General features: G+C 41.4%; 23 protein-coding genes and 2 pseudogenes. 14 read left to right on the top strand and 11 right to left on the bottom strand.

The genetic code is table 11. The annotated features are described in order from the left end of the window. The first annotated feature begins 6 nt into the window (after positions 1–6). The 5 genes from AC2UZJ_RS02820 (at position 7) to AC2UZJ_RS02800 (ending at position 4,546) form a co-directional block, all read left to right on the top strand. The gene (locus tag AC2UZJ_RS02820; RefSeq protein ID WP_486948614.1) at positions 7–1,437 is read left to right on the top strand and encodes a cytochrome ubiquinol oxidase subunit I; all 1,431 of its coding nucleotides are present in this window, start codon (positions 7–9) and stop codon (positions 1,435–1,437) included. A gap of 3 nt (positions 1,438–1,440) precedes the next feature. Continuing rightward, positions 1,441–2,460: a cytochrome d ubiquinol oxidase subunit II gene (cydB, locus tag AC2UZJ_RS02815; protein WP_486948613.1), complete on the top strand. Its 1,020-nt coding sequence runs from the start codon at positions 1,441–1,443 to the stop codon at positions 2,458–2,460. Beyond that, positions 2,444–3,010, top strand: coding sequence for a pseudouridine synthase (locus tag AC2UZJ_RS02810; RefSeq protein ID WP_486948612.1), 567 nt, complete (start codon positions 2,444–2,446; stop codon positions 3,008–3,010). Before cydB ends, AC2UZJ_RS02810 begins: the two co-directional genes overlap by 17 nt. A 10-nt stretch (positions 3,011–3,020) precedes the next feature. Continuing rightward, positions 3,021–3,719: an MgtC/SapB family protein gene (locus AC2UZJ_RS02805; RefSeq protein WP_486948611.1), complete on the top strand. Its 699-nt coding sequence runs from the start codon at positions 3,021–3,023 to the stop codon at positions 3,717–3,719. A gap of 167 nt (positions 3,720–3,886) precedes the next feature. Then, complete coding sequence (locus tag AC2UZJ_RS02800; RefSeq protein WP_486948610.1) at positions 3,887–4,546, top strand: PRC-barrel domain-containing protein; 660 nt, start codon at positions 3,887–3,889, stop codon at positions 4,544–4,546. Positions 4,547–4,683: 137 nt separating this feature from the next. Here the strand turns inward: AC2UZJ_RS02800 and AC2UZJ_RS02795 are convergent, their stop codons facing one another. Beyond that, positions 4,684–4,824: a hypothetical protein gene (locus AC2UZJ_RS02795; protein ID WP_486948609.1), complete on the bottom strand. Its 141-nt coding sequence runs from the start codon at positions 4,822–4,824 to the stop codon at positions 4,684–4,686. Positions 4,825–4,883: 59 nt separating this feature from the next. Here AC2UZJ_RS02795 and AC2UZJ_RS02790 point away from each other — a divergent pair, with 59 nt between their 5' ends. The 3 genes from AC2UZJ_RS02790 to AC2UZJ_RS02780 all read left to right on the top strand — a co-directional run bounded on the left by AC2UZJ_RS02790 (position 4,884) and on the right by AC2UZJ_RS02780 (position 7,536). Next, positions 4,884–5,282: a tetratricopeptide repeat protein gene (locus AC2UZJ_RS02790; protein ID WP_486948608.1), complete on the top strand. Its 399-nt coding sequence runs from the start codon at positions 4,884–4,886 to the stop codon at positions 5,280–5,282. A 398-nt stretch (positions 5,283–5,680) separates the two neighbouring features. Beyond that, positions 5,681–5,890, top strand: a complete 210-nt coding sequence (locus AC2UZJ_RS02785) for a CsbD family protein (protein ID WP_486948607.1) — start codon at positions 5,681–5,683, stop codon at positions 5,888–5,890. 101 nt (positions 5,891–5,991) lie between these two features. Next, a complete protein-coding gene (locus tag AC2UZJ_RS02780; RefSeq protein ID WP_486948606.1) occupies positions 5,992–7,536 on the top strand; it encodes a hypothetical protein in 1,545 nt (514 codons plus the stop codon). Positions 7,537–7,553: 17 nt separating this feature from the next. Here the strand turns inward: AC2UZJ_RS02780 and AC2UZJ_RS02775 are convergent, their stop codons facing one another. Beyond that, positions 7,554–8,252 carry a DUF3108 domain-containing protein gene (locus AC2UZJ_RS02775; protein ID WP_486948605.1) on the bottom strand — a complete coding sequence of 233 codons (699 nt, stop codon included), beginning with the start codon at positions 8,250–8,252 and terminating at the stop codon, positions 7,554–7,556. A 69-nt stretch (positions 8,253–8,321) separates the two neighbouring features. Between AC2UZJ_RS02775 and AC2UZJ_RS02770 the strand changes: the two genes are divergently transcribed. The 4 genes from AC2UZJ_RS02770 to AC2UZJ_RS02755 all read left to right on the top strand — a co-directional run bounded on the left by AC2UZJ_RS02770 (position 8,322) and on the right by AC2UZJ_RS02755 (position 13,630). After that, complete coding sequence (locus tag AC2UZJ_RS02770) at positions 8,322–10,253, top strand: protein-L-isoaspartate(D-aspartate) O-methyltransferase (RefSeq protein ID WP_486948604.1); 1,932 nt, start codon at positions 8,322–8,324, stop codon at positions 10,251–10,253. Between the two features lie 340 nt (positions 10,254–10,593). Beyond that, on the top strand, positions 10,594–11,928 hold the full coding sequence (gene iscB, locus AC2UZJ_RS02765; protein ID WP_486948603.1) for an RNA-guided endonuclease IscB: 1,335 nt from the start codon (positions 10,594–10,596) through the stop codon (positions 11,926–11,928). Positions 11,929–12,015: 87 nt separating this feature from the next. Further along, positions 12,016–12,321, top strand: coding sequence for a DUF6172 family protein (locus AC2UZJ_RS02760; RefSeq protein ID WP_486948602.1), 306 nt, complete (start codon positions 12,016–12,018; stop codon positions 12,319–12,321). A gap of 34 nt (positions 12,322–12,355) precedes the next feature. Then, positions 12,356–13,630, top strand: coding sequence for a DEAD/DEAH box helicase (locus tag AC2UZJ_RS02755; protein ID WP_486948601.1), 1,275 nt, complete (start codon positions 12,356–12,358; stop codon positions 13,628–13,630). Here the strand turns inward: AC2UZJ_RS02755 and AC2UZJ_RS02750 are convergent. The 7 genes from AC2UZJ_RS02750 to AC2UZJ_RS02720 all read right to left on the bottom strand — a co-directional run bounded on the left by AC2UZJ_RS02750 (position 13,614) and on the right by AC2UZJ_RS02720 (position 21,870). Beyond that, a complete protein-coding gene (locus AC2UZJ_RS02750; protein WP_486948600.1) occupies positions 13,614–14,375 on the bottom strand; it encodes a MauE/DoxX family redox-associated membrane protein in 762 nt (253 codons plus the stop codon). The two genes, AC2UZJ_RS02755 and AC2UZJ_RS02750, sit on opposite strands and share 17 nt — an antisense overlap. Positions 14,376–14,773: 398 nt before the next feature. Then, on the bottom strand, positions 14,774–15,256 hold the full coding sequence (locus tag AC2UZJ_RS02745) for an aromatic-ring-hydroxylating dioxygenase subunit beta (protein WP_486948599.1): 483 nt from the start codon (positions 15,254–15,256) through the stop codon (positions 14,774–14,776). 4 nt (positions 15,257–15,260) lie between these two features. Further along, positions 15,261–16,562, bottom strand: a complete 1,302-nt coding sequence (locus tag AC2UZJ_RS02740) for an aromatic ring-hydroxylating oxygenase subunit alpha (protein WP_486948598.1) — start codon at positions 16,560–16,562, stop codon at positions 15,261–15,263. Continuing rightward, positions 16,559–18,397 carry an ABC transporter ATP-binding protein gene (locus AC2UZJ_RS02735; RefSeq protein WP_486948597.1) on the bottom strand — a complete coding sequence of 613 codons (1,839 nt, stop codon included), beginning with the start codon at positions 18,395–18,397 and terminating at the stop codon, positions 16,559–16,561. Before AC2UZJ_RS02735 ends, AC2UZJ_RS02740 begins: the two co-directional genes overlap by 4 nt. Then, positions 18,397–19,269, bottom strand: coding sequence for an ABC transporter permease (locus AC2UZJ_RS02730; protein WP_486948596.1), 873 nt, complete (start codon positions 19,267–19,269; stop codon positions 18,397–18,399). Before AC2UZJ_RS02730 ends, AC2UZJ_RS02735 begins: the two co-directional genes overlap by 1 nt. 5 nt (positions 19,270–19,274) lie before the next feature. Next, complete coding sequence (locus AC2UZJ_RS02725) at positions 19,275–20,279, bottom strand: ABC transporter permease (protein WP_486948595.1); 1,005 nt, start codon at positions 20,277–20,279, stop codon at positions 19,275–19,277. 70 nt (positions 20,280–20,349) lie between these two features. Further along, a complete protein-coding gene (locus AC2UZJ_RS02720) occupies positions 20,350–21,870 on the bottom strand; it encodes an ABC transporter substrate-binding protein (RefSeq protein WP_486948594.1) in 1,521 nt (506 codons plus the stop codon). A gap of 157 nt (positions 21,871–22,027) precedes the next feature. Between AC2UZJ_RS02720 and AC2UZJ_RS02715 the strand changes: the two genes are divergently transcribed. Together AC2UZJ_RS02715 and AC2UZJ_RS02710 are read left to right on the top strand one after the other, a co-directional pair. Further along, positions 22,028–22,546 (top strand): V4R domain-containing protein, encoded by a 519-nt coding sequence (locus AC2UZJ_RS02715; RefSeq protein WP_486948593.1) that lies wholly within the window; start codon positions 22,028–22,030, stop codon positions 22,544–22,546. Continuing rightward, complete coding sequence (locus AC2UZJ_RS02710; RefSeq protein WP_486948592.1) at positions 22,539–23,216, top strand: GntR family transcriptional regulator; 678 nt, start codon at positions 22,539–22,541, stop codon at positions 23,214–23,216. Before AC2UZJ_RS02715 ends, AC2UZJ_RS02710 begins: the two co-directional genes overlap by 8 nt. Positions 23,217–23,797: 581 nt before the next feature. Here AC2UZJ_RS02710 and AC2UZJ_RS02705 read toward each other — a convergent pair. Further along, a pseudogene (locus AC2UZJ_RS02705) lies at positions 23,798–24,382 on the bottom strand (IS3 family transposase); the annotation flags it as partial. Between the two features lie 28 nt (positions 24,383–24,410). After that, a pseudogene (locus AC2UZJ_RS02700) lies at positions 24,411–24,610 on the bottom strand (hypothetical protein); the annotation flags it as partial.

Raw genomic sequence — 24,610 nt, 5'->3', positions numbered from 1 at the left:
CTAGGCATGGAGCTGGATCCCGTTATTGTTTCGCGCATGCAGTTTGCGTTTACTATTACTTTTCATATTGTCTTTCCTGCATTTACGATTGGTTTAGCGGCATGGATTACAACTCTACAAGGCATGTGGTTATACACATCAAATGAAAAGTACGAAGAATTGGTTAGATTTTGGATTAAGATCTTTGCCATTATTTTTGGTGTGGGAGTGGTGACGGGCATCATTATGTCCTATCAGTTTGGTACAAACTGGAGTAACTATGCCGAAGGGGTAGGTAATGTCGTTGGGCCATTGATTGGTTACGAAGTGCTTACCGCTTTCTTCTTGGAAGCAACGTTCTTAGGACTAATGCTCTTTGGTGCTGGTAGGGTGCCACGTTGGCTGCATTTTTTGGCCTGTGTAATGGTGGTGCTGGGTACCTCAGCATCGGCTTTTTGGATTTTATCGGCTAATAGCTGGATGCAATTTCCTGCCGGGCATGAGCTTCGTGATGGCATTGCTTATCCTGTGGACTGGCTCAAAATTATCTTTAACCCCACCTTTCCCACCCGTTTTGCACATATGTTAACGGCAGCTTATATTTCCACCGCTTTTGTCATTCTAGCGGTGGGAGCTCGCTGGTTGCGTAAAGGTATAGCGGTTGAAAAAGCCAAAACCATGATGCGTATGGCACTGGGTTTTTTAATTGTTTTAGTGCCATTGCAGGGTTTCTTTGGTGATGCGAGCGGCCTTAATACTCTAGAGCATCAACCCGTAAAAGTGGCTGCTATGGAAGCGCATTGGGGCCATGAAGGGCCTGAAGGCAAAGGGCCAATTCCTTGGGTGCTGTTTGCTTGGCCTAATGAAAAGGAAGAGCGTAATGATTTTCAAATTGCCATTCCCTACTTAGGCAGCATTATTTTAACGCACTCTTTAGATGGCACCATTAAAGGATTGAAAGAGTTCTCTCCGGATGTGCGTCCTCCCATCGCCATTCCCTTCTTTGCTTTCCGTATCATGATTGCGATGTGGGGGCTCATGATGATCACCATTATCGCAGGTGGCGTTTTATGGTGGCGTAAAAAGATTTTTCACTCGAGCCGTTATCTGGGTTTTGCACAGTATTTATGGCCTATCGGCTTTTTAGCCGTTATTGCCGGTTGGTATACCACAGAGGTAGGGCGTCAGCCGTGGGTGGCTACTGGTATTTTGCGCACCGTCGATGCCGTTTCACCGGTGGCCGGAGGTGCGGTGTTAACCACTTTATTATTACTGATAACCATCTATAGCGTGATTCTTATTACCACTTTCCATTACGTAAACCGTTTGTTGAAAGCGGGGCCTGATGTAGTGGAAGAGAGCAATACCAATCCTTTTGCGGATCATGCCACTCCCATGAGGCCTATGTCAGCAGCGCAAGATGCAACACGTGAAGCTATGCGTATAGAGGAGAAATAGGCTATGAATAGTTTATGGTTTGAATATCATTTGCCAACAATTTGGGCACTATTACTCAGTACCGCCGTTATGCTTTACGTCATATTGGATGGTTTTGATTTGGGCATGGGAATTTTATTTCCTTGGGTCAAAAGTGAGCATGAACGGGATCAAATGATGAACTCGGTGGCTCCTTTTTGGGATGGCAATGAAACGTGGCTTATTTTAGGTGGGGGCGGGTTGTGGATTGCTTTCCCTAAAGCTTACGCCATTATTATGCCAGCCCTTTATTTACCCGTGATTTTTATGCTGATGGGGCTAATATTCCGGGGCATTTCCTTTGAGTTTCGTTTTGTCTCAAAACCAAATAATAAACGCTGGGATTTTGCTTTCTCTGCAGGATCCATCGCGGCAGCTTTTTTCCAAGGCGTCATTTTAGGGACAGTGGTGCATGGTATTAAGGTGGTGGATGGTCAGTTTGCAGGTGGTCCACTTGATTGGACACATCCTTTTGCTTTGATGTGTGGAGTGGGGGTAGTGGCAGGTTATGCGTTATTAGGCACTTTTTGGCTTATGATGCGCGTGGAAGGCGGTTTAAGATTACGTGCTAAGCAATTGGCTCTGCCTGCCCTCGTCGTGTTGTTTGCTTTTATTGTTGGCGTAGCTATTTGGACGCCTTTAGCAGTGCCGAGTATTTATGCACGCTGGTTTGATTCGGCCGTCATGAAATATATCTGGGTCTTACCGCTACTGATTCTTGCTATGGGTTGGTGGGCGTTGCACGCCATTAAGCGTGGCAGTGGCGGCCAAGGTTTTGCTGCGGCAGTAATTATTTTTCTCTTATGTTTTGTGGGGTTAGCCGTATCAATTTTTCCTTATTTAGTACCTCCTGTTCTTACTTTATGGGAAGCTTCTGTGTCGCCAGAAAGTCAGTTGTTTATGTTGTTAGGTGCAGCACCATTAATACCTTTGATTTTGGCTTATACGGCATTTATTTATTGGACTTTCCGCGGCAAGGTTAAGTTAGGTGAAAAATATTACTAAAAATAAAACAAAACTACTTGTCTTAAACAAACCCTATGATGTGCTCACGCAGTTTACCGATATTCAAGGTAGGGCTACATTAAAAGACTATGTGCCTGTTTCTGGTGTTTATGCCGCTGGCCGCTTAGACCGTAACAGCGAAGGCTTATTGCTATTAACCAATGATGGTAAATTGCAAGCACGTATTGCTGAACCTAAGTTTAAGATGGCAAAAACCTACTGGGCGCAGGTGGAAGGTGAGGTCTTCGAAAAGCAACTGCAGCAATTACGTCAAGGCGTGCAGCTTAAAGATGGCCTCACTTTGCCGGCTAAAGTGGAGTTAATCCCTGAACCCATACTTTGGGAACGTCATCCCCCCATACGTTATCGAGCCACTATTCCCACCAGCTGGCTAAGCATTACTATTACCGAAGGGCGTAATAGGCAGGTACGGCGTATGACAGCGGCTGTGGGCTTGCCTACTTTACGTTTAGTGCGAGTGCAAGTAGGACCTTGGAAATTAGATGGATTGCAGCCTGGCCAGTGGCGTGAAGAGCCAGTAATTAATTAAAAATAAAACTATGACTTTTGTGAACATTACTTCTTTTGAAGTGTTAGATACGCTGATTCGATTGTTTACCGCTTTTATTTTGGGTTCTGTAATTGGTTTAGAGCGTCAACATAGACAGAGCACGGCGGGCTTACGTACAAATGTGTTGGTGTGTTTAGGTGCTGCTATTTTTGTGGATGCTGCATTACGGATTAATGATGTGGAAGGGGCAGCACGTGTTATTTCGTACGTGGTTTCAGGGATTGGTTTTTTAGGTGCTGGCGTTATTATGCGTGAAGGTGGGCGAGTGCAAGGGCTAAATACAGCTGCTACGCTATGGACCTCTGGTGCTATTGGTGCATGTGCAGGAGTAGGCCTTTTAATTGAAGCGGTAATAGGTACGAGTTTTGTTTTAATAGCAAACACCACATTGCGACCAGTAGTTAGCTATATCAATAGTCTGCCTTTTACAAAAAGTGATCCTAAACTATCAAATATGGTGCATATTACAACATCAAAAAGCAAGATAAAAGATGCCGTATCTTTTATTGAGAAAGCTGTAAAGTCAGAGGATTATCCTTTAGCTGATTTTAATATTAAAAGCTTTAGTGAAAAAGAAGTAAAAATTGATTTGGTTTTAACCCCTACAATTCAAAATCATAAAAATATAAATGATTTGGTTTTTTATCTCAGCTCGGAATCTTCGATAGATCAGGTCATTATTACTTAAGTAAATACATATAAAGAGCAAAATAATTAATTTTCTATAGTTACACATAGATGCAAACCGTTAGATATGCTGTCTTGTTTGAGAGTAAATTCATGCTAACTTTGAATTAACAGCTTCATTAGAAAGTAAAAAGCTGCTTAATTTTAAGATATAAACAGGAGAGCTTCATGAAAAAAATACTCACTATCACAGCATGCTCCATTTCTTTGGTTTTTGGTTCTGCGGCATTTGCGCAAACGGCCGCCACAGATACGCCATCAGGTGGAACTTTGATCACAGATACCACTCAATCAGTAGCGGCTTGGGGCGTTGAGGATATTTTCGGCAAAAATATCCATAACGAGCAAGACGAAAAAATTGGCGATATCCGTAACCTGATTCTAAATGAGAAAGGTCAAGCCACGCATTATATAGTGGGCGCAGGCGGCTTTCTTGGTATGGGCGAGCATGATGCAGCTATCCCTTTTGATAAAGTTAAATATGGCAATGGGGATTTCGTTTTATACGGTTATACCAAAGACCAATTAAAAGAACTCCCAGAAGTTGATATCACGAATACAGCAGCCCATTGGGGTGCTAAAGATATTATGGGCAAAAATGTCCATAATGAACAAGATGAAAAAATAGGTGATATTCGTAATCTAACGCTCAATGACAAAGGCCAAGCCACGCATTTTATAGTGGGAGCTGGGGGCTTTCTTGGTATGGGCGAACATGATGTTGCTATTCCATTCGATAGAATGACATACCGTGATGATCATTTTGTTTTGTCTGGTTATACTAAGGATCAGCTAAAAGAGCTTCCTAAAGTAGAGGTCCGTAAATAAAAACATTTATGGTTCTTTTAATAGTCGAATAATTAAATAGTATAAAAATTTAATAATTAAACTTACTTCTCAAAAAATGCCCTATATCTTAATAAATATAGGGCATTTTTTATGTGTGCTTATCTGCTTCTATATAGCTAATCACCATAGCCCCAGTGTCGGGCATAGCCCATACAGACTCTAGAGGTGCTGTTGTCTTTAGGTTTAGACGCGTCCCACACGCGACGTAGCTCGTAGCGATATTGATTGCAATCAGAAAATACAGCGGAAGATCGCATAAAAGTAGTGGTAAGATTCAATTATAGATAGACATGTAAAACTATTCTAGGAGATGACGATGCGAGTTCATTTTATACGGTGGTTTAGCGCGCTACTACTGCTAGTAGGAGTAGGTGTTAGTTCTTTTAGTTATGCTGAAAATATAGAATCTGCAGCGGCACAAAAAATTCAAAGCTTAGCTGAAAAAGGCGAAGCTTCAGCTCAAGAAGTGTTAGGTGGGATGTACTTTGTGGGCGAAGGTACCAAACAAGATTATGAAAAAGCTAAAGAGTGGTATGAAAAAGCGGCCGCCCAAGACTATGCCAAAGCACAGACAAATCTAGGAATGATGTATTCGGACGGGTTGGGTGTACACAAAGATTATGTGAAGGCTAAAGAATGGTTTGGGAAAGCATGTGAAAATGGAGAACAAAATTCCTGTGCTGAATACAATCGATTAATTAGGCAAGGTTTTTAACTTTATGAGTTTTTTGTAAAAGTCGTTACAATATAAAAACTTACAAGATTCTCTTAGGGCTTTGTATGTAAGTGCTGTACTCTATAAATAGCGATTCTGCTATTAGTAGTTAGTACTTATTTGGAGTACACCATGACACAACAAAGCACAAACAAACCAGATCAAGAAAAAGCAAAAGAAAAAGCACCATCACGCTTTCCTGCTGATAAGCCTAAAGACGATAAAAAATCACAATCAAAAATTGATAAATAAATTAGACTTTGAAGTGTAAAAAATACCTGTTCTAGACAGGTATTTTTTTTGCTTAATCTGGTTTCAATTACTTGCAATAAACAATAGACATATCTGAATGAGTCCATGTATTGTAAAGAGGCAATCAATACTTAAAGGAGTGCATCATGAATGAAAATATCGCTAAAGGTAATTGGAAGCAGTTTAAAGGTAAAGTAAAAGAACAGTGGGGTAAACTGACTGATGATGATATTGATGTGATTGCAGGAAAACGTGATCAGCTAGTAGGTAAAGTTCAAGAGCGTATGGGTATTGCTCAAGATGAAGCCGAGAAACAAGTGGCTGATTGGGAAACAAGAAATAAATATGAGTGGTAAAACTAAGGCTCATTAGAATTAATTGTTTCAACTACATTTAAAAAGGCCTAATTAGGCCTTTTTAAATGTCTAATGGTCAAACATCTTCGAGGAGAAGAGTTATGGCTACGAAAGCGACACTACAGCCACCTTATTACCCAATAATATATGTACGGGGCTTTGCGGCGACCATGTCGGAGATAGACGAAGCGACGGCTGACCCTTATATGGGATTTAATCGCGGCTCCACTGTTTTGCGGCAGGATTATCAAAGTAAGCCCATTTCTTTCATTTTTGAATCACCACTGCTGCGTCTGATGAAGGATCACGGCTATATCGATGCTTTCCAAGGTGGGGGATACCTTGAGGAGCGGGGTAAGATTACACCGAAATCGATTTGGGTATTTCGTTACTATGAGCAAGCTTCAAACTTACTTGGCAGCGGTGAGCGGGTTACTATGGAGCAATTTGCTCTGGATCTACGTCGCTTTATTCTGCGTGTGCGGGACGCAATTTGTGGCGATGATAAAGACCGAAAGAAGGCGTTTAACGTGCATTTAGTGGCTCACTCAATGGGTGGCTTAGTGAGTCGTTGTTACCTGCAAAATATTTGCCGATATGGTGCGCCCAAAGGATATGATGACACGGATCTAGAGTTAGCTAAGGGGGCTGCTAGCCCCCATTATGTGGATAAATTATTTACGTATGGCACACCGCATAATGGCATTGAGATGCTGGGCGTTAATGTGCCTGAGCTAGGTCCTCTCGACAAATTTCAAATATCTAATTTCTCCCTAAGCCGTATGCGAGATTATTTGAAAATAAGTAAAAAAACTGTTGCCGTCAATTCATTAGATGGTGCTTTTGACCCTGAGAAAAGCTTCTGTTTTATTGGCTCTGATTATAAAGATTACGATGCATTTTTTAAACTTACAAAACGAGTAACTGGGCCAGCCAGCGACGGACTGGTAATGATAGCCAATGCCTACATTGAAAACGCACCCCGTGCTGTTGCGTATCGTAGTCATTCAGGGCACTTTGGTTTAGTGAATTCCGAATCCGGTTATCAAAATTTAAGACGTTTTTTGTTCGGCTCGTTACGAGTTACAGCTAAGCTTCGCGTAAATAGAGTGGATCTACCACCGGGTGTACAAGAAAAATATAATAATAATGCGGAGGTCAGGGGGTCTTATTATTTTGATACGGTTATCAGTGTACGATCAGGAGCTAATTATGTCTTGCATGAGCGGCGTTATGACCATGCTTCTGCACTTTTACGTACGTACGATGAGCTTATTAAAGAGCAGTTACCTGTTTATCTATTTACTGGCTATTTGACGGAGAAGGCGCGTGAAGCTTCTGATCAGGCTCTTATGTTTATGATTGATGTAGGAGTGCGTATTCCGCTTTTTGAAGTGAATCGCAAATTTTGGTTTAATGAACACTTTGAAGGCTTTATGTATCAAGAGCAAATCACTTTAGCGATACGTGATAAAACGATTCGTTATGGGCTTTCTCTGAAAGATGGCATTGGTAATGCGCCTCATAAAGCAGAAATAACGGAGGAGCATGGCTTGCGGTGGATTCGTGTACCGCTAGGCACAGCCATAAATGCTCGCCCAGGTTTTCAGGGACAATTGGAGCTGTTTGTAGATAACTGGCAGTAAAACTAATTCTGCGGATTTTAATTTTCTAAGAGTTTGTAATCCATGTTTTTTAAGGTGGCAACGATTTTTAGCAGTCGGCTTTCTTGATGTTCAATTTTAACTAATAAATAATCTAAACTGGGCGCCACATAAAGGCGGGTTTGACGGCTTTCACTTTTACGGTCGCGCTCTATTATTAACGCTTCCACATCCCCTTGCCCTGTTTCTACCATTTCCGTACCCATTACTTTATAGTTGTGAATTTTTTTATTGCCTTTATGGATCAAGGGGTAGGAAAACTCTTTTTTACCAGCCATCAATTCACAACGAGCTTCAATAAAAAAACTCAGAGGGTCATATAGGGCCGTGTCTAGATCAAAGATTTTTTGTTCTTTTTCACTATTAAATTCTGCTTTTTTCGCATTCCAATCAAACGATAAGGTTTGTACGACTTCTTCTTTTAAAGGACGTTTGGACGTAGAAATATAGGAAAGAGGTTCTACCTCACACGACGATTTCATTGCAAAAGTGGCTTTTTGACTGGATGATAACAGCCAGTGATCTAAGGCAAAGTCAATTTGGTATTGATTTTGATCGCGTTGTATATGTAAATGGTTTTCGCCTTGGATGAGTTTATTGTTGTACTCCACAGAAAAAACCGCATTCACATAATCAATACGTTGAGCTTGTGCAGCAGTAGTGCGTAGTAGTCCTATACTGATTACAGTAAATAACATAATAATAAATAACAGATCATTTGGATGTCTGTGATGGTTGGTATTAATTCGCATAATCTGAGGAAATAAATGACACAAGAAAATTTACATGTTCGCCGTCAGGAGTTGATAAATCAACTGCTACGTGAAGACAGTATACGCTCTACTGCCGTACTTGACGCACTGAAACGGGTACCGCGAGAGGCGTTTGTCCCTGAAACGTTACGTGAATTTGCCTATAACAACACCCCTTTGCCCATTGGTGCGGATCAAACCATTTCGCAACCTACTATTGTGGCCATGATGACTGAAGCTTTGGAGCTTAAAGGTGGAGAAAAGGTGCTGGATGTGGGCACAGGCTCGGGCTACGCGGCTGCAGTACTGGCTTGCATTGCGGACAAGGTGTATTCCATAGAGCGCATTGATCATTTAGCCGCCCAAGCCCAAAAAGCCCTCAAGCACACCGGTTTTACAAATGTAGAGTTACGGGTAGGCGATGGTTCTTTAGGGTGGCCGGAAGCTGCACCCTTTGATGCTATTGTGGTAGCCGCAGGTGCACCGGTGGTGCCAGAAACCTTAAAGCAACAGCTAGCCATAGGTGGGCATTTGGTGTTACCGGTAGGAGCGGAGCAGTCCGTGCAACAGCTTTTACGTATTACTCGCTTGGCAGAAGATGAATATCAAACAGAAAATCTGGGTGATGTGCGTTTTGTACCTTTGATCGGTGAGGCAGGCTTCAATCCTAATCCAGCCCTTGCATCTACTGATGAAAAGCGCTTAATACAACGCATAATTCAAGTGGCTGAACCTTTTGACGCCGTGGAGGATTTGCCACTGAGAGCGCTGTTAGAGCGGATTGCTGATAGTAAGGTAGTACTATTGGGCGAAGCCACTCATGGCACTTCGGAATTTTATCAGGCACGTTATCGAATTACGCGTGCTTTAATTGAGGAAAAGGGTGTTAGTTTTGTGGCTTTAGAGGGCGATTGGCCGGATATAGCCCAGATGAATAACTATATACAGTCTACCGATGATTCATTAACGGCGTGGATAGCGTCTGCACGTTTTCCCACTTGGATGTGGCGTAATGAAGAGATGTTGACCTTTATGAAGTGGTTACGCGAGTTTAATAAAAGTTGTGATTCGGAAGAAAGAGTGGCTTTTTACGGTTTAGATATGTATAGCCTTTTTGATTCTATAGCTGCGGTTCTGAGGTATTTGCATGAGGTAGATCCCGATGCCGCCCAGAATGCACGTGACCATTACACCGTTTTAGATTCATTTAAACCAGACCCCTTCGATTATAGCCAATACGCCACAAGCCCTGGTTTTGTTAGCTGTGAATTCTCGGTGAGTCAGGTCTTACAAAATCTACAAGCACAGAAAGATAGGTATGCAGCGCAGACGGGTAAAGCGCGATATATGGATGTCTTACAAAATGCGCGCTTAGTAGTAAGCGCTGAGGCTTATTACCGTCTCATGCATCAGGATACTCATAATTTGTGGAATCTACGTGATACTCATATGTTTGAAACGTTAGATGCATTACTACACTATTACGGTAAAAACAGTAGAGCAGTGGTGTGGGCGCACAATTCACATATTGGTGATGCGCGTGCTACCGAGAGTCTAGAGCTTGGCGAGCTAAATTTGGGTCAACTTTGTAGAGAACGATTCAGAGATGCCGCTTACTTAATAGGATTTGGTACCAATACAGGTACCGTGGCTGCCGCTTCGAACTGGGGTGGAGCTATGGAAAATAAAGTTTTAGCCCCTGTTTTGGCTGATAGTTACGAGCGGCTATTTCATGAAACGGGTCTTAATGGTTTTTTGTTACCCTTTTCGCATGCAGGAGATGTAGAGGTGCGATTAGCTCTGTTAGAGTCGCGTTTGCACCGTGCCATTGGTGTGGTGTATTTGCCAGAAGCGGAGCGTGCTAGCCATTATTTTAAGGCAGAGCTTTCTTATCAATTTGATGAATATATTTGGATAGATCATACTCAGGCAGTCATAGCCTTATAATTACTATAAAATGCATGATTAAGCATATCTATGACGTAGGAATTCCGTCAATAACCCCGCCCTAAAGGCGAGGCATGCCAGAGTCACTCTGTGCTTGCCTAGATTGACCAGACTCAGCGCTGTTATAGCGCTACGTTGGTGTTACGTTCAAGATACACCTTGGAATGCTTCCTCAGTTCCAAGCGCTGTAAGCGGTAGCCGCAGACACGCCTCGGGTAGGCACGAAACGGGCTATTGCGTGGTGCTTTAGGCATCTAGCGGGACATCAACCTTGTCGAGGGGAGCGAGGCGTAAGCCTCCGTCACCAGGCCCGTAAGGGCAAAATTAGGAGAAAATAGCCATGGCTGTTTTTGTAATAGATAGACGTCAAGCGCCGCTGATGCCGTGTTCCGAGAAGCGAGCACGGCTTCTATTGGCGCGAGGGCGAGCCAGGGTGCATCGATTGATCCCCTTTACGATTCGCTTGATTGATAGGGAGGTGGCACTATGCGAGTTACAACCGTTAGAGCTTAAGATTGATCCTGGCAGTAAAACATCAGGGCTGGCGTTGGTTCGCAATAGCAACACCATTGACGCGGAAACGGGCGAGATAACAGCTACGGCGCACGTACTAAACCTGTTTGAGTTGATACATCGCGGGTTTCAAATCAGTCACGCCTTAACAGCGAGACGCCAAATGCGTCGTCGCCGTCGTAGTGCCAACTTACGGTACCGTGCGCCCCGCTTTCTTAATCGGAAAAACAAAGGCAAAGGGTGGTTAGCGCCGAGTTTGCAGCATCGAATTGATACTACGTTATCGTGGGTTGCGCGACTACGAAACGTGGCACCCATTACGCACCTAGCTCAAGAGCTCGTTCGCTTTGATATGCAACAGCTTGAAAACCCGGAAATAGCGGGCGTGGAATACCAGCAAGGCGAATTAGTGGGCTATGAGGTACGCGAGTATTTGTTAGAGAAGTGGCGACGACAATGCGCCTACTGCGATGCGTCAACTGTGCCGCTGCAAATCGACCACATACACCCCAAAGCGCGTGGCGGCTCGAATCGCGTCAGCAATTTAACGCTCGCGTGTGCACCGTGTAACCTAAAAAAGGCCGCGCAAGACATCACGCTGTTCTTGGCAAAAGACCCTAAACGCTTAACTAAAATTCAAGCCCAAGCAAAACGCCCTTTACGAGATGCCGCTGCCGTTAACGCCACGCGATGGCAGCTCTTTAACGCACTCAAAGCAACCGGGTTGTCTGTACGCACTGGGTCTGGCGGCTTAACGAAGTGTAATCGCTCAAAGCTAGGTATTCCAAAGACGCATGCCTTAGATGCCGTATGTGTGGGCCAGGTGGATTATGTTGAGCAGTGGCAAAAACCGACGTTAGCGATTAAGGCCACTGGGCGCGGCAGCTACCAACGCACACGCCTTAATCGTTTTGGCTTCCCGCGAGGCTATTTAACACGGCAAAAACGAATTCATGGCTTTCAGACGGGTGACAGGGTTAAGGCGATCGTCACGAAAGGCAAGAAGGTTGGCGCGTATATGGGTCGCGTTGCCGTTAGGGCTTCAGGTAGCTTTAATATTCAAACCGCAGAGGGGCTAGTTCAAGGCATCAGCCATCGATACTGCACCCTTATTCAACGTAGCGATGGCTACGGATATTCACTTAGATCGGATAGTAATTAACTACGGAGAAGCGAGAACAAGGTTGGCTTACGCCAACGCGCTATCCCTCCCCGCCATAAATGACGGGGTATCTCGCGCAACATCTTGATGAAAAAAACTTTCGCTTTAACCCACCCTAAGTTAAAACCCGCGCGTTTGGTAGACGCTATTAAGCACGATATTAAAAAATACCTGCGCAGAGAGCGTAATAAACCGCTGCCTGCCGGGGCAGATTACTGGACCTTTGATTGTCGTTTTGGTCCTTCCGCAGAAACCGCAGAAGTGGTTTTTACTTCTGAGCTCAATAAACATGTGGATGAAGCTGTAGCGCAAGAGCTGCCAGAGTTTTATGTGGAAATTCTTGCCAGAGCGGCTAACCATGAGCACAGTTCATCGCCAAACACTGACATTTAATTAGTTGTCAGCATTAATAATTAGAGAACCTTTTATGCAATTTTCGTCTTTAGATTTAGCTCCCGAACTGCAACGTGCAGTTACTGAGCGCGGCTACGGCACTATGACGCCGGTACAAGCCCAAGCCATCGTGCCGGCACGCCGTGGTAAAGATTTACAAGTTACCGCTCAAACAGGGACAGGTAAAACCGCGGCTTTTGCGATTCCGTTATTACAACGTTTAGTAGATCAACCCAAAGCCACCGTGGCCCGCCGCCCTCGTGCCTTAATTTTGGCACCTACGCGTGAGCTCGCTGAGCAATTAGCGGATTTCATTAGTGCTTATGCCAAGTATTTACCTATCAGTGTAACAGCACTGTATGGGGGCGTAAAAATGGGAGGGCAGACGAATAAGTTACAGGCCGGTGTGGATATAGTCATCAGCACGCCAGGCCGTTTACTGGAACATACCAGCCTAGGTAATGTGGTATTAACCGACGTGGAGTTTGTGGTGCTTGATGAAGCCGATCGCATGTTAGACATGGGCTTTATTAGTGATGTATTGCAGCTGATGCAATTAACCTCCTCAAAACGCCAAACCCTGCTTTTTTCAGCTACCACCTCTTCAGCAGTTAATGAATTTGCCCAACAGGTGTTAAATAAACATCAGCAAATTCAGGTGACGAAGCTTAATAGCACAGCCGATACCGTGAATCATGCGGTGTATGCAGTAGAAGAAAGTCGAAAAATTGAATTATTTGAAGCGTTGTTAACAGAGCATAACTGGTTTCAAATTTTAGTATTTACGAGTACTAAAGAGCAGGCGGATCGATTGTTAGCAGCACTTAAAAAACGTAAAGTGGCCGCTGCTGTATGTCATGGTGATAAAAGCCAAGGCTCTAGACGTCGCGCCATCGCTGATTTTAAATCCGCAAAGTTACAAGTATTGATTGCTACTGAAGTAGCCGCTAGAGGCTTAGATATTGAAGGCCTGGACTATGTGTTGAACTTTAATTTGCCTTATTTGCCTGAAGATTATGTACACCGTATTGGCCGTACTGGTCGTGCAGGGGAAGCGGGGACCGCTATTTCTTTTGTCAGCCGAGAAGAAGAGCAAGCCTTAGAGCGTATTCAAAAACTCATCGGCAGCAAAATTAAACGCATCGTCAAACCGGGCTTTGAAGTGAGTCGTACTTCTCTAATTAAAAGTATCTCACGTAAAACGCTGGCAAGCCGTAAAAACAAAGCCACGAAAACAGTGATTGAGCCTAAGGGTGGAAGGCAAGGACAGGGTAGAGGGAAAGCAAATCGTTCTAAACGTATGCAATAAGCATCCAGAGTCCCATACCTATCATCATTAAGTTTTCAGTCAATGAAATAGCGCCCAGTGGCACTTTACTGTTACCACCCACACAGGCGCATTTTAGCTCTCGTCTGTCTACGTAGACCGCCTTAATGACGGAGACTGCCCCAATAGTACCAATGAATATAGCCACTGGTGCCGCTAGCCAGAGTAAGCTGCCTGCCAGCATGAGTACGCCTGCCAAAGCCTCCCCAAATGGGTACAGTTTGCTATAGCGGACCCAACGTTGGGCTAGTAAATCATAATTAAGGAACATGGTAGAAAATTGTTCGAGGTCTTGCAGTTTTTGTACCGCTAATAAGCACATGGAAATGGCGATAAACCACTCGAAACCCCGTAGCGTAAACAAGGTTCCAAAACTATACCAAGATAAACCTAATGCCATAAGCATAGCTACGCCAAAAATAGCCACTACTGCTTGATAAGAGGTGTCTCTGCGTTGGTCTTTGGGTTTTTTAACATCTAAGTAAACTTCTAACTCGTCAAAGCCACCAATACGTTTTCCATTAATATAGGTTTGTGGAGTGGTGTCTACCCCTTCTTTTTCCATGAACGCATCGGTTTGTTCGCGGGTGGTCAGATGATGGTCTTCCACCTCAAAGCCTTTGCGTTGAAGTAAATCTTTTGATTTTAGACCATAAGGGCAAAGATGTTTTGGCATGACCATTCGATAAAGCGTAGCTTTTTTCTGTGGTGAGTTCTGCATAGTCATAATTCTCCTCCTGTTCACTAATTATCAAGAATGAGAAGGTATTTTTTGACATTAGCATTTTAGTAAGAGTAGTACCATCTTTGACGCAAAGAGTAACAGCTACCAATAATAAAAAACCTCATCCTAGGATGAGGTTTTTTACAATATTATGGCTAAAAAAAATTGCGTTTTAAAATGAATCTCTAGTTCTACCCCCCCAAGTAGCTGATAAGCTGGCTACTGTCCACTTCCCCTAAACTGAGACAGTCATAATTGGAGTTTTCTGCGATACTTTACGTAGGAGACGATGATGAAGAAATCACGATTTACTGAATCGCAAATTATTGCGGTGTTAAAAGAAGCGGATGCGGGCATGAAGGTGAGCGATTGTCCACTCCCTTATTTGTTATTCATAAAACCTAAATAAAAAGTTGAATCATAGGCAGGTAGCCATCTACTGCGAGTAAATCAATCCTTTTTTGAATGATTTCCCAACTCGTATCTTTAGACCTTAAGTGGTATGTGACCTTAGCAGGAAATGATTCTACAGTAGAAGATTGATATTCAGAGTAGATAATATTGGTTTCCACTTGAATATACCCTTCTGAATCCATCTTGTTTTTTAATGTTTTTATAGGTTGCACTAAGCGCATCCCTTGTATCTTTGGCTGCAATGAAAAAGCTCTGCTATGATTTAATCGTTCTATTCTTAGTTTTAAAAGCAGCTTGTTCTCAAGAGCTATAGACATTTGAGACAGTTGATCAGTCTGGTCACTGCAACCCGGAACCCAATAAATACCATCTTCGGAAAAAAGATCGTACCAGTCATCGTAGTTTTTACTGTCTAGAAGATGATTTTCGTAGAAAACAAAATCCTCTATTTCTTTTAAATTAAAATCCATTGTCTTAGCCCTCAAAAGAAGAAGTTATGATGTTTTTCCATGCTTTATATTGATTTCTGATAACTAGTTCATTATTTGCATTGTCAAATGTGTTTGTGTCATTTTCTAACTCAGCCTCATCAAATTGGCGACAAAGATTTATCCATTTATTGCCAGCGGCTTTCAGGTTTTTTTGTTGACTTTCAAATAGATGAAGATCGTCGTGAGCTACCACACTCATAGGTGAAAAAACTAAGCGACTATACGTTAAGCCCCTATTTAGTAATTCTTTAGGTGCATTTTTAGGCTGAAAAACCCACACTTCTAATAGCGTTTCATTTACGGAGATAGGTCGTAAAACACGAAGGATTTGAGGGGAGCCTTTAGCTGCTAAGCTAGGATACAGCACAACGTTTTGTGGGGTGAAATTTAAAACATTAGAGGTTTTTTCTTCGCCATGAGCCTTTTCAAGCATTTCTTTGTAGCCTTTTATTTCTGCGTAGGCGCTATGTATACTAAATTTAGTTCCTAAAATACTATGGCCGTTTTTAAACGTTTTGACCCCCATTGTTGAGTAAAACTCATAATTAGAGCCAAAAGGTAGTAATTGCTCTAGAGACAATGGATCAATATCTGCAAACTCATCGGCTACCTTAGCTGCAGAGCTAGCAGCAGATTCATGAGCTGAAATAGGGTGAACGGTATCATTTATATTCTCTAGATACATTTTCCAGTTACATTTTATTTGGCTTCTAATAGATCCGCCTGCTATCTCTAGCTCTCCATCGGGTGAACTATCCGCCATCGTGTCTAAGGCTGATAACACATCACCAAAATAATCATGAAAACCTATACCTTCTTCGCTTAATCTAGCAAAAACAAAACCTCTATAACTTTCTACAGCCCCAGGGGTAGACAGACCCTGGGCCGCAGGGCACTCGTCAAAACCGGTGTTTTCATATTCTTTTTTAATGGGAATTGAGAGTAAAGAACCGTCGAGGCGATAGGTCCATGCATGATAGGGGCAGCGCAACATTTTTCCAACATTACCGCTAGCTTCACTTACTAGTCTGGCGCCTTTGTGTGCGCATCGATTCATTAATACATGCACTTCGCCTTTTGCATTTCTAATCATTATTACCGGAGATTTACCTATAAGAGTAGAGAGGTAATCACCTGTGTTGGGAACTTGGCTTTCATGGCCTACATAAATCCAAGAATTATGAAATAGGTTTTTCATTTCAGACTCAAAAACATCTTCATTGAGATAGATGTCACTGTGAATTTGTTTTTTATTTACTAGGTTAACAATGTATTCTTTATTCATTTCATTTCACCTTTTAGTAGAGGAGGCCAAATCCCTTCTGAGCTTTCTGGAGGCACAGCAGATAATAAGTTTTTTGTATAAGAATGTTGAGGATTAGAGAAGACTTCTGAGGTTATTCCTTGCTCTACCACTTCGCCATTGTGCATAACTAGCACTCTAGAGCATAAGTAACGAACTACAGATAAATCATGGGAGATAAAGACAACGGCGATACCAAAGTCACGATTTAGTTTAATAAGTAGATTTAAAATTAAAGCTTGGACTGAGACATCTAGGCCTGAGACAACCTCATCAGCGACTAAAAGACGCGGCTCAACACATAATGCTCTAGCAATATTGATACGTTGTTTTTGGCCGCCAGAGAGTTGGCTAGGGAAACGTTCACCTGCATCCGGAGCTATACCAACTTCTTTCATGAGATTTTTAGCTACTTTTTTACGCTTTGCATCACTCATGGAAGGGTGAAGTTCTAAAACTTGAGTGATTAATTCCCAGACGCGTCTTCTAGGATTTAATGCTGAGTCCGGGTCTTGGAAAATCATTTGAATCGCTTTAGAGATGTCCTCGTTATCTTTTTTATTTAGTTGTGCACGAGGTTTATCTAAAACTTTTACTTCGCCTCCACTAGCATCAAGTAGGCCCACCATGAGTCTGGCGATAGTGCTTTTGCCACTACCGCTCTCTCCTACAATGCCAATTAACTCACCTTGATTTACACTTAAAGATGTAGGTTTTAAAGCATACATCGTACTTTTCTTTCTTTTTTTAACCACACTATACGTACGTTCTACATCTTTGAATTCAATTAAAGGCCTTTCTGTATTTTTAAGGGCTATGGGAACGGAATGTGCTTCACGCTCATGCACATTATTTATTTTGGACATCTCAGCAATACAAGCAACATTATGATTTAGGCTGATTTGTTTTAATGCAGGGATTCCTTGACTACATACTGGTTCACTAATTGGACAGCGTTGTACAAAGCGACACCCATGTAGGTTAGCCATGTCTTGTAGTCCAGGCATGATTTCAGCTAAAGAGGGTAGTTTATATAATGGCCCTAGTAGTGCCGGCGTTGCATTTTTTAATGCCCAAGAGTAGGGGTGTGATGGCTGGTCTAATACGGCTGCTGCTGGTCCATGTTCGACCACATCTCCGGCATAGAGAACGAGTACTTCATCACAAACATGTGCTGCCATTCGTAAGTCGTGCGTAATTAAAATAACAGCCGTGTTATGTTGTCGCTGTACTTCACGCAGGATACGAATAATTTGTGCCTGAGTTATCACGTCTAACGCTGTTGTGGGTTCGTCAGCAATAATTAACTCTGGATCACCAGAAAAAGCCATGGCAATAAGTATTCGTTGGCATTGCCCACCAGATAATTGATGAGCATAACGATCAAGCATGGTTGACGGCTCTGGTAAACCAACTTCAGTCAAACGTTCTATAGCATATTTTTCTCTATCTTTTTTAGCTATGCCAACCCGCTTTAAATGTTCGTACATTTGATCTTTTATAGTCAGTACAGGATTCAGTGAGGAGAGGGGCTCTTGAGGAATAAATGCTACTTTTTTTCCTAATAGTTCGCGCATCTCCACACCTGTTACTCGTTTGCCGTGAAAGCGTACTTCACCGTGTGTGAGTTTTAAATTGCTGGGTAGTAGGCCTGAAAGCACTCTTCCTATCATGCTTTTCCCAGCTCCGGACTCACCAACTAGACCTAAGGTTTTTCCTGAGCTAACGGAAAAAGAGATTTTCCTTAATAAGTCTATGTTTTTTTCTTTGCTCTCTACGGAAATAGAGACTTGGTCAAATTCAATAACATAGCTCATCAGTTATCTCCTTGTTTTTTTAAGCGGGGATCTAAAGCGACTCTAAGGCCATCACTTAGTAAGTTGAATCCTAAAACAGCAAAAACTATACCTAAAACAGGTGCTAATAAATTCCAAACAGTGTCATAAATTTGATCTCTACCATCAGCCAACATCACGCCCCAGGCCACGACATCTGAAGAAACTGATAAGCCGACAAAACTTAAAATAGCTTCCACAATAATAGCAATACCCATTTGTAAACTAAATAAAGTAATGATTAAAGGAGTTACGCTAGGAAGAATTTCTTTTAACATAATTCTAAAATGCGAAAATCCTAGTAAACCTGCTGCATTTATATAGTCTTTTTGTCTAACTACTAATGCTTCGGATCTTATAACTCTATAGAAACGAGTCCAGTCAACTAAAATAACAGCGAGGATGACATTAAATAAACCTGTTCCTAGTCCTACCATTAACATCATAGAGAAAACAACTGGTGGAAAAGCCATCCAAAGGATAACTAAAGAGCTAACAGCTTTATCAAAGTAACCGCCTATATAGGCAGATAAAATAGCTAATGTACTTCCTATTAACATGGTTCCTAATGCAGCGGTTACAGCAACCAGGAGCGCAACTCTAGATCCATAAATTAATCTAGATAAAATACATCTTCCTAAGCTATCTGTTCCTAATGGATATTGTGCTATTCCATATTCATCCCAAGCAGGTGGAAGTAAAATTTCAATTAAGTTTTGAGCATTTGGATCATTTGGAGCAATAAGTGGAGCAAATATAGCAATTAAAATAAAAGTTAATACAATCAAACCACCTATTATTATTTTAGGATTATGGGTTTTTTGAAATTTTAAAAAGTTAAATAATGAACTCATTAGATCTACCTTAGTCTAGGATTTAGTATTCCATACAACATATCAACAAGGGAGTTAATGATTAAAATCATTAAACAGAAAACTAATGCTATTCCTTGAATGAGAGGGAGGTCATGGTTTTTAATTGCTTGAACCATTAAATTACCTATACCAGGGAAGGAAAATATTATTTCTATAAGTAGTGTGCCACCAAAAAGAAAGCCAAACTGTACGCCTATTAGCGTTAAGGTAGGTAAAGCTGCATTTTTTAGCATATGAACTAATAGAATTCTTGTTTCTGAGACCCCACGTAATCTTGCAACGTTTACATACTGTTCATTTTCAATATCCAGTAAGCTAGAGCGAAGTACTCTGATTATTATCGGACTAAAGCCTAAAGCTAAGGCAATGGAAGGTAAAATTAAATGTTTAATTGCATCCCATAACTGTGCCCACATACCTCTGATAAAAAAGTCAAATAAAATAAAACCTGTACCATCACTAATGGGACTCCCCTCCATTCTTCCCATAAAAGGTAGTATTGGAAAAAGAACACCGAATAAAATAATGAAAATAATTCCCCATAAAAATGAAGGAATAGATATTACAAAAACAAGGATAAAATCAGCGAAAAATTCTATTCTTTTTTTATCTAAAAGGTAAAGAATAATTCCACCTGGAGTTGATATTAACAATGCAATCATTAAGCTAAAAAGAGAAAGCTCGATGGTGGCAGGTAAAGCTTGGAAAAGTAATGAGGTAACAGATTGATGGAAAAATATAGATTTTCCTAAATCACCCTGAATAGCATTAGAAAACCAAACCCAATATTGGCTTAATATAGAGCCGTCTAATCCTAATTCTTTTCTTAATAAATCAGCATCAGCTTGAGTAGCTGAAGGTGATAGCATCATTCCTAAAGGATCTGCAGGAATAAATCTCAAAATAAAAAAAACAACTATTGATAATGCAAAAGACGTTATTAATATAGAAAAAGCTTTTCTTGAAAGAATGAAAGTAATGTTTTTCATATTCTACTCATATTTTTTTACGAAAAAACGGCACATATATAGTAAATATATGCCGTTTTATTTAATGAAATTACCAAGAGTAGTCTTGGGGTAGAATATATCCAGTTTGATAGGTTTTGAAGTCCAATCCTTTTTTGTAAGCTACTGTGGATATGGATTGTAGTAATGGAATGCTCCAGTCATTATTTGCTATTTTCTTATTTAGCTCTTTATATCCTTGAATGCGCTTTTCTTCATTAATTTCTGAATTTAACGCATCAAGAGTTTCAATCAGGCTGTCTTCTTTCCATGTGGAAAAACGTAAACGTGGGTCTAGAATTCTTCCGGTGAAGATTTCCGGATCGCCAGTTGCATTTGCCCAGCTATAAAGCATTACTCCATCAAGTTTTGACGAGTGGCTTAGTTCAAGATATTTAGCTACCGTTATTTCTTCTACATTCGCTTTGATGCCAATGTTCTCCCACATTCTGGCAATGGCGCGAGCCATATCGTAATCGGCAGGGAAGGTGTTATTGGTTGAGTAAAGTTTTAATGAAAGAGGGTTTTCTGTACTGTAGCCTGCTTTTTTTAATTCGCTTTTTGCGGCTTCTATATCAAAATCAATAGAAAAATCCTCAATATCGCCAGGGGAGCCCTTAGTGGCTAAAACAGAAATGGGCTGAGCGGTATCTTTATAAAAGGCTTTAGATAGGCCTTTTTTATCTAATGCCAAGTGCATTGCTTTTCGGACATGCTCGTTTTGAAAAATTTCTTCATAACTTGGCATTTGCAAAATATAGATTTCACTATATGGATAGACTTCTGCTTCTATTTTTGAATTTCTTTCCAAACGGCCCACATCTCTAACAGGGATTTGCACTGATATATCAACGCGGCCTGATTCTATGGCTGCTACACGAGCAGAAGTATCGGGCACAATCTCAAAAGTGACATTTTTAATTGGGGCTTCCTCTTGCCAGTAGTCTTCGAAGGCTTCTAACGTAATTCTTGAGCCTCGTTGATAGTCAACCAGTTTGTAAGGGCCTGCACCTATGGGGTTTGCTGCGAATCCATCTTCGCCAACCTTCTCAAAATATGCCTTGGGCAGTATGTAAGAAGAAAGGAAAGCTAAGCCTTTGGCTGCGGTGGGGGTAGGGGCGCTGAAGTGGATGATGGCTTCTAGCGGGTTGATGATTTCTACGGATTTTAAGGTAGGCATCATCCCATTAAGAGCTAGTGATTTTTGATTAACAGCCCTTTCAAACGTAAATTTCACATCCTCAGTAGTGAGCTGACTGCCATCATGAAAGAGAACGTTTTCTTGGAGCTTGATTTTAAGCTGCTTACCTTCTTCATCGTTCCATTCCCAGCTTTCGATAATTCTTGGTGTGACCTCTAATTCACCATTAACAAAAAGGGGTGAATCAAATACGGCTTTGTATATTGACTGCCCTGCGGGAAAGGTAACTGAAGTGGGATCCCAAGAGGGGATATCAACAGGAAAGGCGATCTTTAGATCTGTATTTTCAGCAGCAAGAGCAGGACCTACAGCGGCTAGAGCCATTGCCGTGGAAAAGGCTAGTGCCGTCATTTTTTTGTAAATTTTAATCATGAGTTGTCTCCTCAAGGGTTTTCATATATTGTTATCTGAAGATAATTATACTGTTTGTTTATTTTTCTAATTGTAGTGGTTTTCCCTATTAATAAAACTGTTTAAAATCAATGATATATAGGTAAAATAAGCAGTATACACTTTAGGAGTCAATAATATGAGTATTTTAAAAAGAATGAACTGGGACGAGGGTAAAGGTCAGATATTAGACCAAGATCGTCGTTATGTTTTGCTTAGAGCTGATGTGTTAATGGGGCTTTTTGATCAGCTGGAGGGGACCACGGAAAGACGTAAGGCTTTGGAGGCTTTTCAACAGTCTGTGACTCTATATGGTTCAAACTCTGTTGAGGCTTATTGGGGTGAGATAGATCATGATGCAGATAGGCTGTTAAATAGTATGATGACTATTTCGGCGCAGCTAGGTTGGGGGGTCTGGTCCTTGTTAAATAGAAGCAATAACAGTATAAAATTAGAAGTGTTTAACAGCCCTTTTGCTATGTCTACTTCTATTAAAGGACAGACGGTTTGCTATCCCATAAAAGGTATAATGCTGGCAATGGGGAAACTTATTTTTAATGGTGAGGTGAAGGTGGTAGAAGATAAATGTGCAGTTCAAAAGCAGGGTGATACATCTTGTTTTTTTACTATCATGCCTCTTTCAAATACTGATGCTTAAACTTATTAATGGAGAGGGTCCAAGGCGTAATATTAGCGAGCAGGTTTATTGGCTATTACGTTCTCGCATGCGGCTTGGTGAAATTGGATTTGATGATCGTTTAGTTGATCACGAGATTGCCGCAGAGCTCGAGGTGTCACGTATGCCTGTACGTGAAGCTTTATTAAGGTTGAAAAATGAAGGTTTAGTTAAAGGGACTTCTAGAGGGTTCATACTGAGGCAGTTTACTCCCTCTGATATAGCTCAAATATTTGAAATTCGTATTCTTCTAGAACCTGAGGCTGCTGCCTCGGCTTGTAAAAACTCAACTATAGATAATCTAGGCAAGATGAATCTGTATGCTCAGGCAGCACACAAAGCTCATGTTGAAAATTTAGCGCTTGAGTATATGGAAGCACAGGACCAGTTTAGAGATATGTGGTTAAAAATGAGCTCTAATCAACACTTAAGTACAACGATTTCACGGTTGAGCGATCATGTAGAAACGGTTCGCTTAGCTACATTACGTGAGTCAAAATATCGATTGCTCTCTTTAGCATCAACACAGAAAATTCTTCAAGCGTTTATAGATCAAGATCCAGAAAAAGCGAGTGAAGAAGTGCGCGTTAATCTACGTAACGCGGCACTATCTTATTACTCAACCCTAGATGGACTGTTAGATAAAAACTAGAAGATTGGTTCATACTTCTTAAGCCTGCCCATGCTTATATTTTTGAGTTATTTTATCCGCTATGGTTTTTTTAATGACGTGTTAACGGCGTTTATCGTTGAGTATGCAGATCGATATACGTATTCATGTCGTAAAAAAATACAGCTGGAAAATTATGATCTATGTTTAGGTAAGCGAGGTATTATCGTAGCTGGAAAACTCGGTAAAAGATATAAAATTATGGTACCAAAAGAGTTTTATGGATAAAAGTAGTAACTATTGCAAACAAGTGAATAAAAGGCTTACTTTGGTATACATTCTAATTAAAAAATAAAGATGTATATCCCTGCAAGATCTTTGTTTATAAGACTTACGAGATATGTTTTATTTCTAAGAAAGGAGATTATGAGGAATCTATGGATTTATTAACGTTATTACGACAGGCGAAGTTGAAGTCACGAGTTAAGCAAACATAGGTGTGGGGATTATTTGGCTTAAAATCCCCACACCCCAAAAAAAACCACCTAAACCATAGACCCGCTGTAAGCCAATAAAAAAGCCCCATCCGAATGAACTGACCCCCAATAGTTGGACGGTTTAGTTTACTGGGCACTTAAGGACTGAATTCGGTATTGCACCGGACTCAGTCCTTTTAATTTTAGTTTAATCCGTTCGTGATTATAGTAATTAATATATTCGTTAATTGCTTTTTTTAGCTGTTCCACCGATTGCCATTTTTGTAGATAAAATAATTCTGATTTCAGCGTGCCGAAGAAGCTTTCCATGGCTGCATTATCCAAGCAGTTTCCTCGGCGAGACATGCTCTGTGTCAGTCCCCGTTCGATTAAAAGTGTCTGATACGCACGGTTTTGATAGTGCCAACCTTGATCACTATGAACCAGTGGCTTATCTTCTTTTTTAAGTCCTTTCTTTGCTTTTTCCACCATTTGAGTCACGAACCGAAGAGCGGGGCGGAGACTCATTTCATGCGCAACAATTTCCCCATTATATAAATCCATCATCGGGGATAGGTACAGCTTTTCTCCTGCTACCTTAAACTCGGTCACATCCGTTACCCACTTTTGATTGGGCCCAGAGGCATCAAATTGACGCTGTAATAAATGGGGCGCAATGCGTCCTTCTTGGCCGCGATACGAGCGGTATTTCTTCACCCGAACAATCGACTTAAACTATGTTTTTGCCTTAATTCAGCCACTACACGCGCTTTTTCTTGGGTAAGCGATTTGCTTTTTTTGCTTGTTCTTTTTTCTGAAGTAAGGCATCGAGCTTTTTTAAGTAGGCATTCTCCGCTTCTAAATATAAAAGCTTTTCCTCAAGCTCTTTAATGCGTTTTTGTTCGGGCGTTCCCGCCGTCCGGTCTTTTTTATTGGGTTGCTTCATCGTTGATTGGCGTC

The sequence above is a fragment of the Paenalcaligenes sp. DL 309 genome, assembly GCF_057475285.1.
This window is presented reverse-complemented; position numbering and strand designations above follow the sequence as displayed.

Bases quoted from the DNA above. Each gene is read 5' to 3' on its own strand.
- AC2UZJ_RS02820 (WP_486948614.1), top strand. From the start codon at position 7: ATGGAGCTGGATCCCGTTATTGTTTCGCGCATGCAGTTTGCGTTTACT.
- cydB (WP_486948613.1), top strand. From the start codon at position 1,441: ATGAATAGTTTATGGTTTGAATATCATTTGCCAACAATTTGGGCACTA.
- AC2UZJ_RS02805 (WP_486948611.1), top strand. From the start codon at position 3,021: ATGACTTTTGTGAACATTACTTCTTTTGAAGTGTTAGATACGCTGATT.
- AC2UZJ_RS02800 (WP_486948610.1), top strand. From the start codon at position 3,887: ATGAAAAAAATACTCACTATCACAGCATGCTCCATTTCTTTGGTTTTT.
- AC2UZJ_RS02795 (WP_486948609.1), bottom strand. From the start codon at position 4,824: ATGCGATCTTCCGCTGTATTTTCTGATTGCAATCAATATCGCTACGAG.
- AC2UZJ_RS02790 (WP_486948608.1), top strand. From the start codon at position 4,884: ATGCGAGTTCATTTTATACGGTGGTTTAGCGCGCTACTACTGCTAGTA.
- AC2UZJ_RS02785 (WP_486948607.1), top strand. From the start codon at position 5,681: ATGAATGAAAATATCGCTAAAGGTAATTGGAAGCAGTTTAAAGGTAAA.
- AC2UZJ_RS02780 (WP_486948606.1), top strand. From the start codon at position 5,992: ATGGCTACGAAAGCGACACTACAGCCACCTTATTACCCAATAATATAT.
- AC2UZJ_RS02775 (WP_486948605.1), bottom strand. From the start codon at position 8,252: ATGTTATTTACTGTAATCAGTATAGGACTACTACGCACTACTGCTGCA.
- AC2UZJ_RS02770 (WP_486948604.1), top strand. From the start codon at position 8,322: ATGACACAAGAAAATTTACATGTTCGCCGTCAGGAGTTGATAAATCAA.
- iscB (WP_486948603.1), top strand. From the start codon at position 10,594: ATGGCTGTTTTTGTAATAGATAGACGTCAAGCGCCGCTGATGCCGTGT.
- AC2UZJ_RS02760 (WP_486948602.1), top strand. From the start codon at position 12,016: ATGAAAAAAACTTTCGCTTTAACCCACCCTAAGTTAAAACCCGCGCGT.
- AC2UZJ_RS02755 (WP_486948601.1), top strand. From the start codon at position 12,356: ATGCAATTTTCGTCTTTAGATTTAGCTCCCGAACTGCAACGTGCAGTT.
- AC2UZJ_RS02750 (WP_486948600.1), bottom strand. From the start codon at position 14,375: ATGACTATGCAGAACTCACCACAGAAAAAAGCTACGCTTTATCGAATG.
- AC2UZJ_RS02745 (WP_486948599.1), bottom strand. From the start codon at position 15,256: ATGGATTTTAATTTAAAAGAAATAGAGGATTTTGTTTTCTACGAAAAT.
- AC2UZJ_RS02740 (WP_486948598.1), bottom strand. From the start codon at position 16,562: ATGAATAAAGAATACATTGTTAACCTAGTAAATAAAAAACAAATTCAC.
- AC2UZJ_RS02735 (WP_486948597.1), bottom strand. From the start codon at position 18,397: ATGAGCTATGTTATTGAATTTGACCAAGTCTCTATTTCCGTAGAGAGC.
- AC2UZJ_RS02730 (WP_486948596.1), bottom strand. From the start codon at position 19,269: ATGAGTTCATTATTTAACTTTTTAAAATTTCAAAAAACCCATAATCCT.
- AC2UZJ_RS02725 (WP_486948595.1), bottom strand. From the start codon at position 20,279: ATGAAAAACATTACTTTCATTCTTTCAAGAAAAGCTTTTTCTATATTA.
- AC2UZJ_RS02720 (WP_486948594.1), bottom strand. From the start codon at position 21,870: ATGATTAAAATTTACAAAAAAATGACGGCACTAGCCTTTTCCACGGCA.
- AC2UZJ_RS02715 (WP_486948593.1), top strand. From the start codon at position 22,028: ATGAGTATTTTAAAAAGAATGAACTGGGACGAGGGTAAAGGTCAGATA.
- AC2UZJ_RS02710 (WP_486948592.1), top strand. From the start codon at position 22,539: ATGCTTAAACTTATTAATGGAGAGGGTCCAAGGCGTAATATTAGCGAG.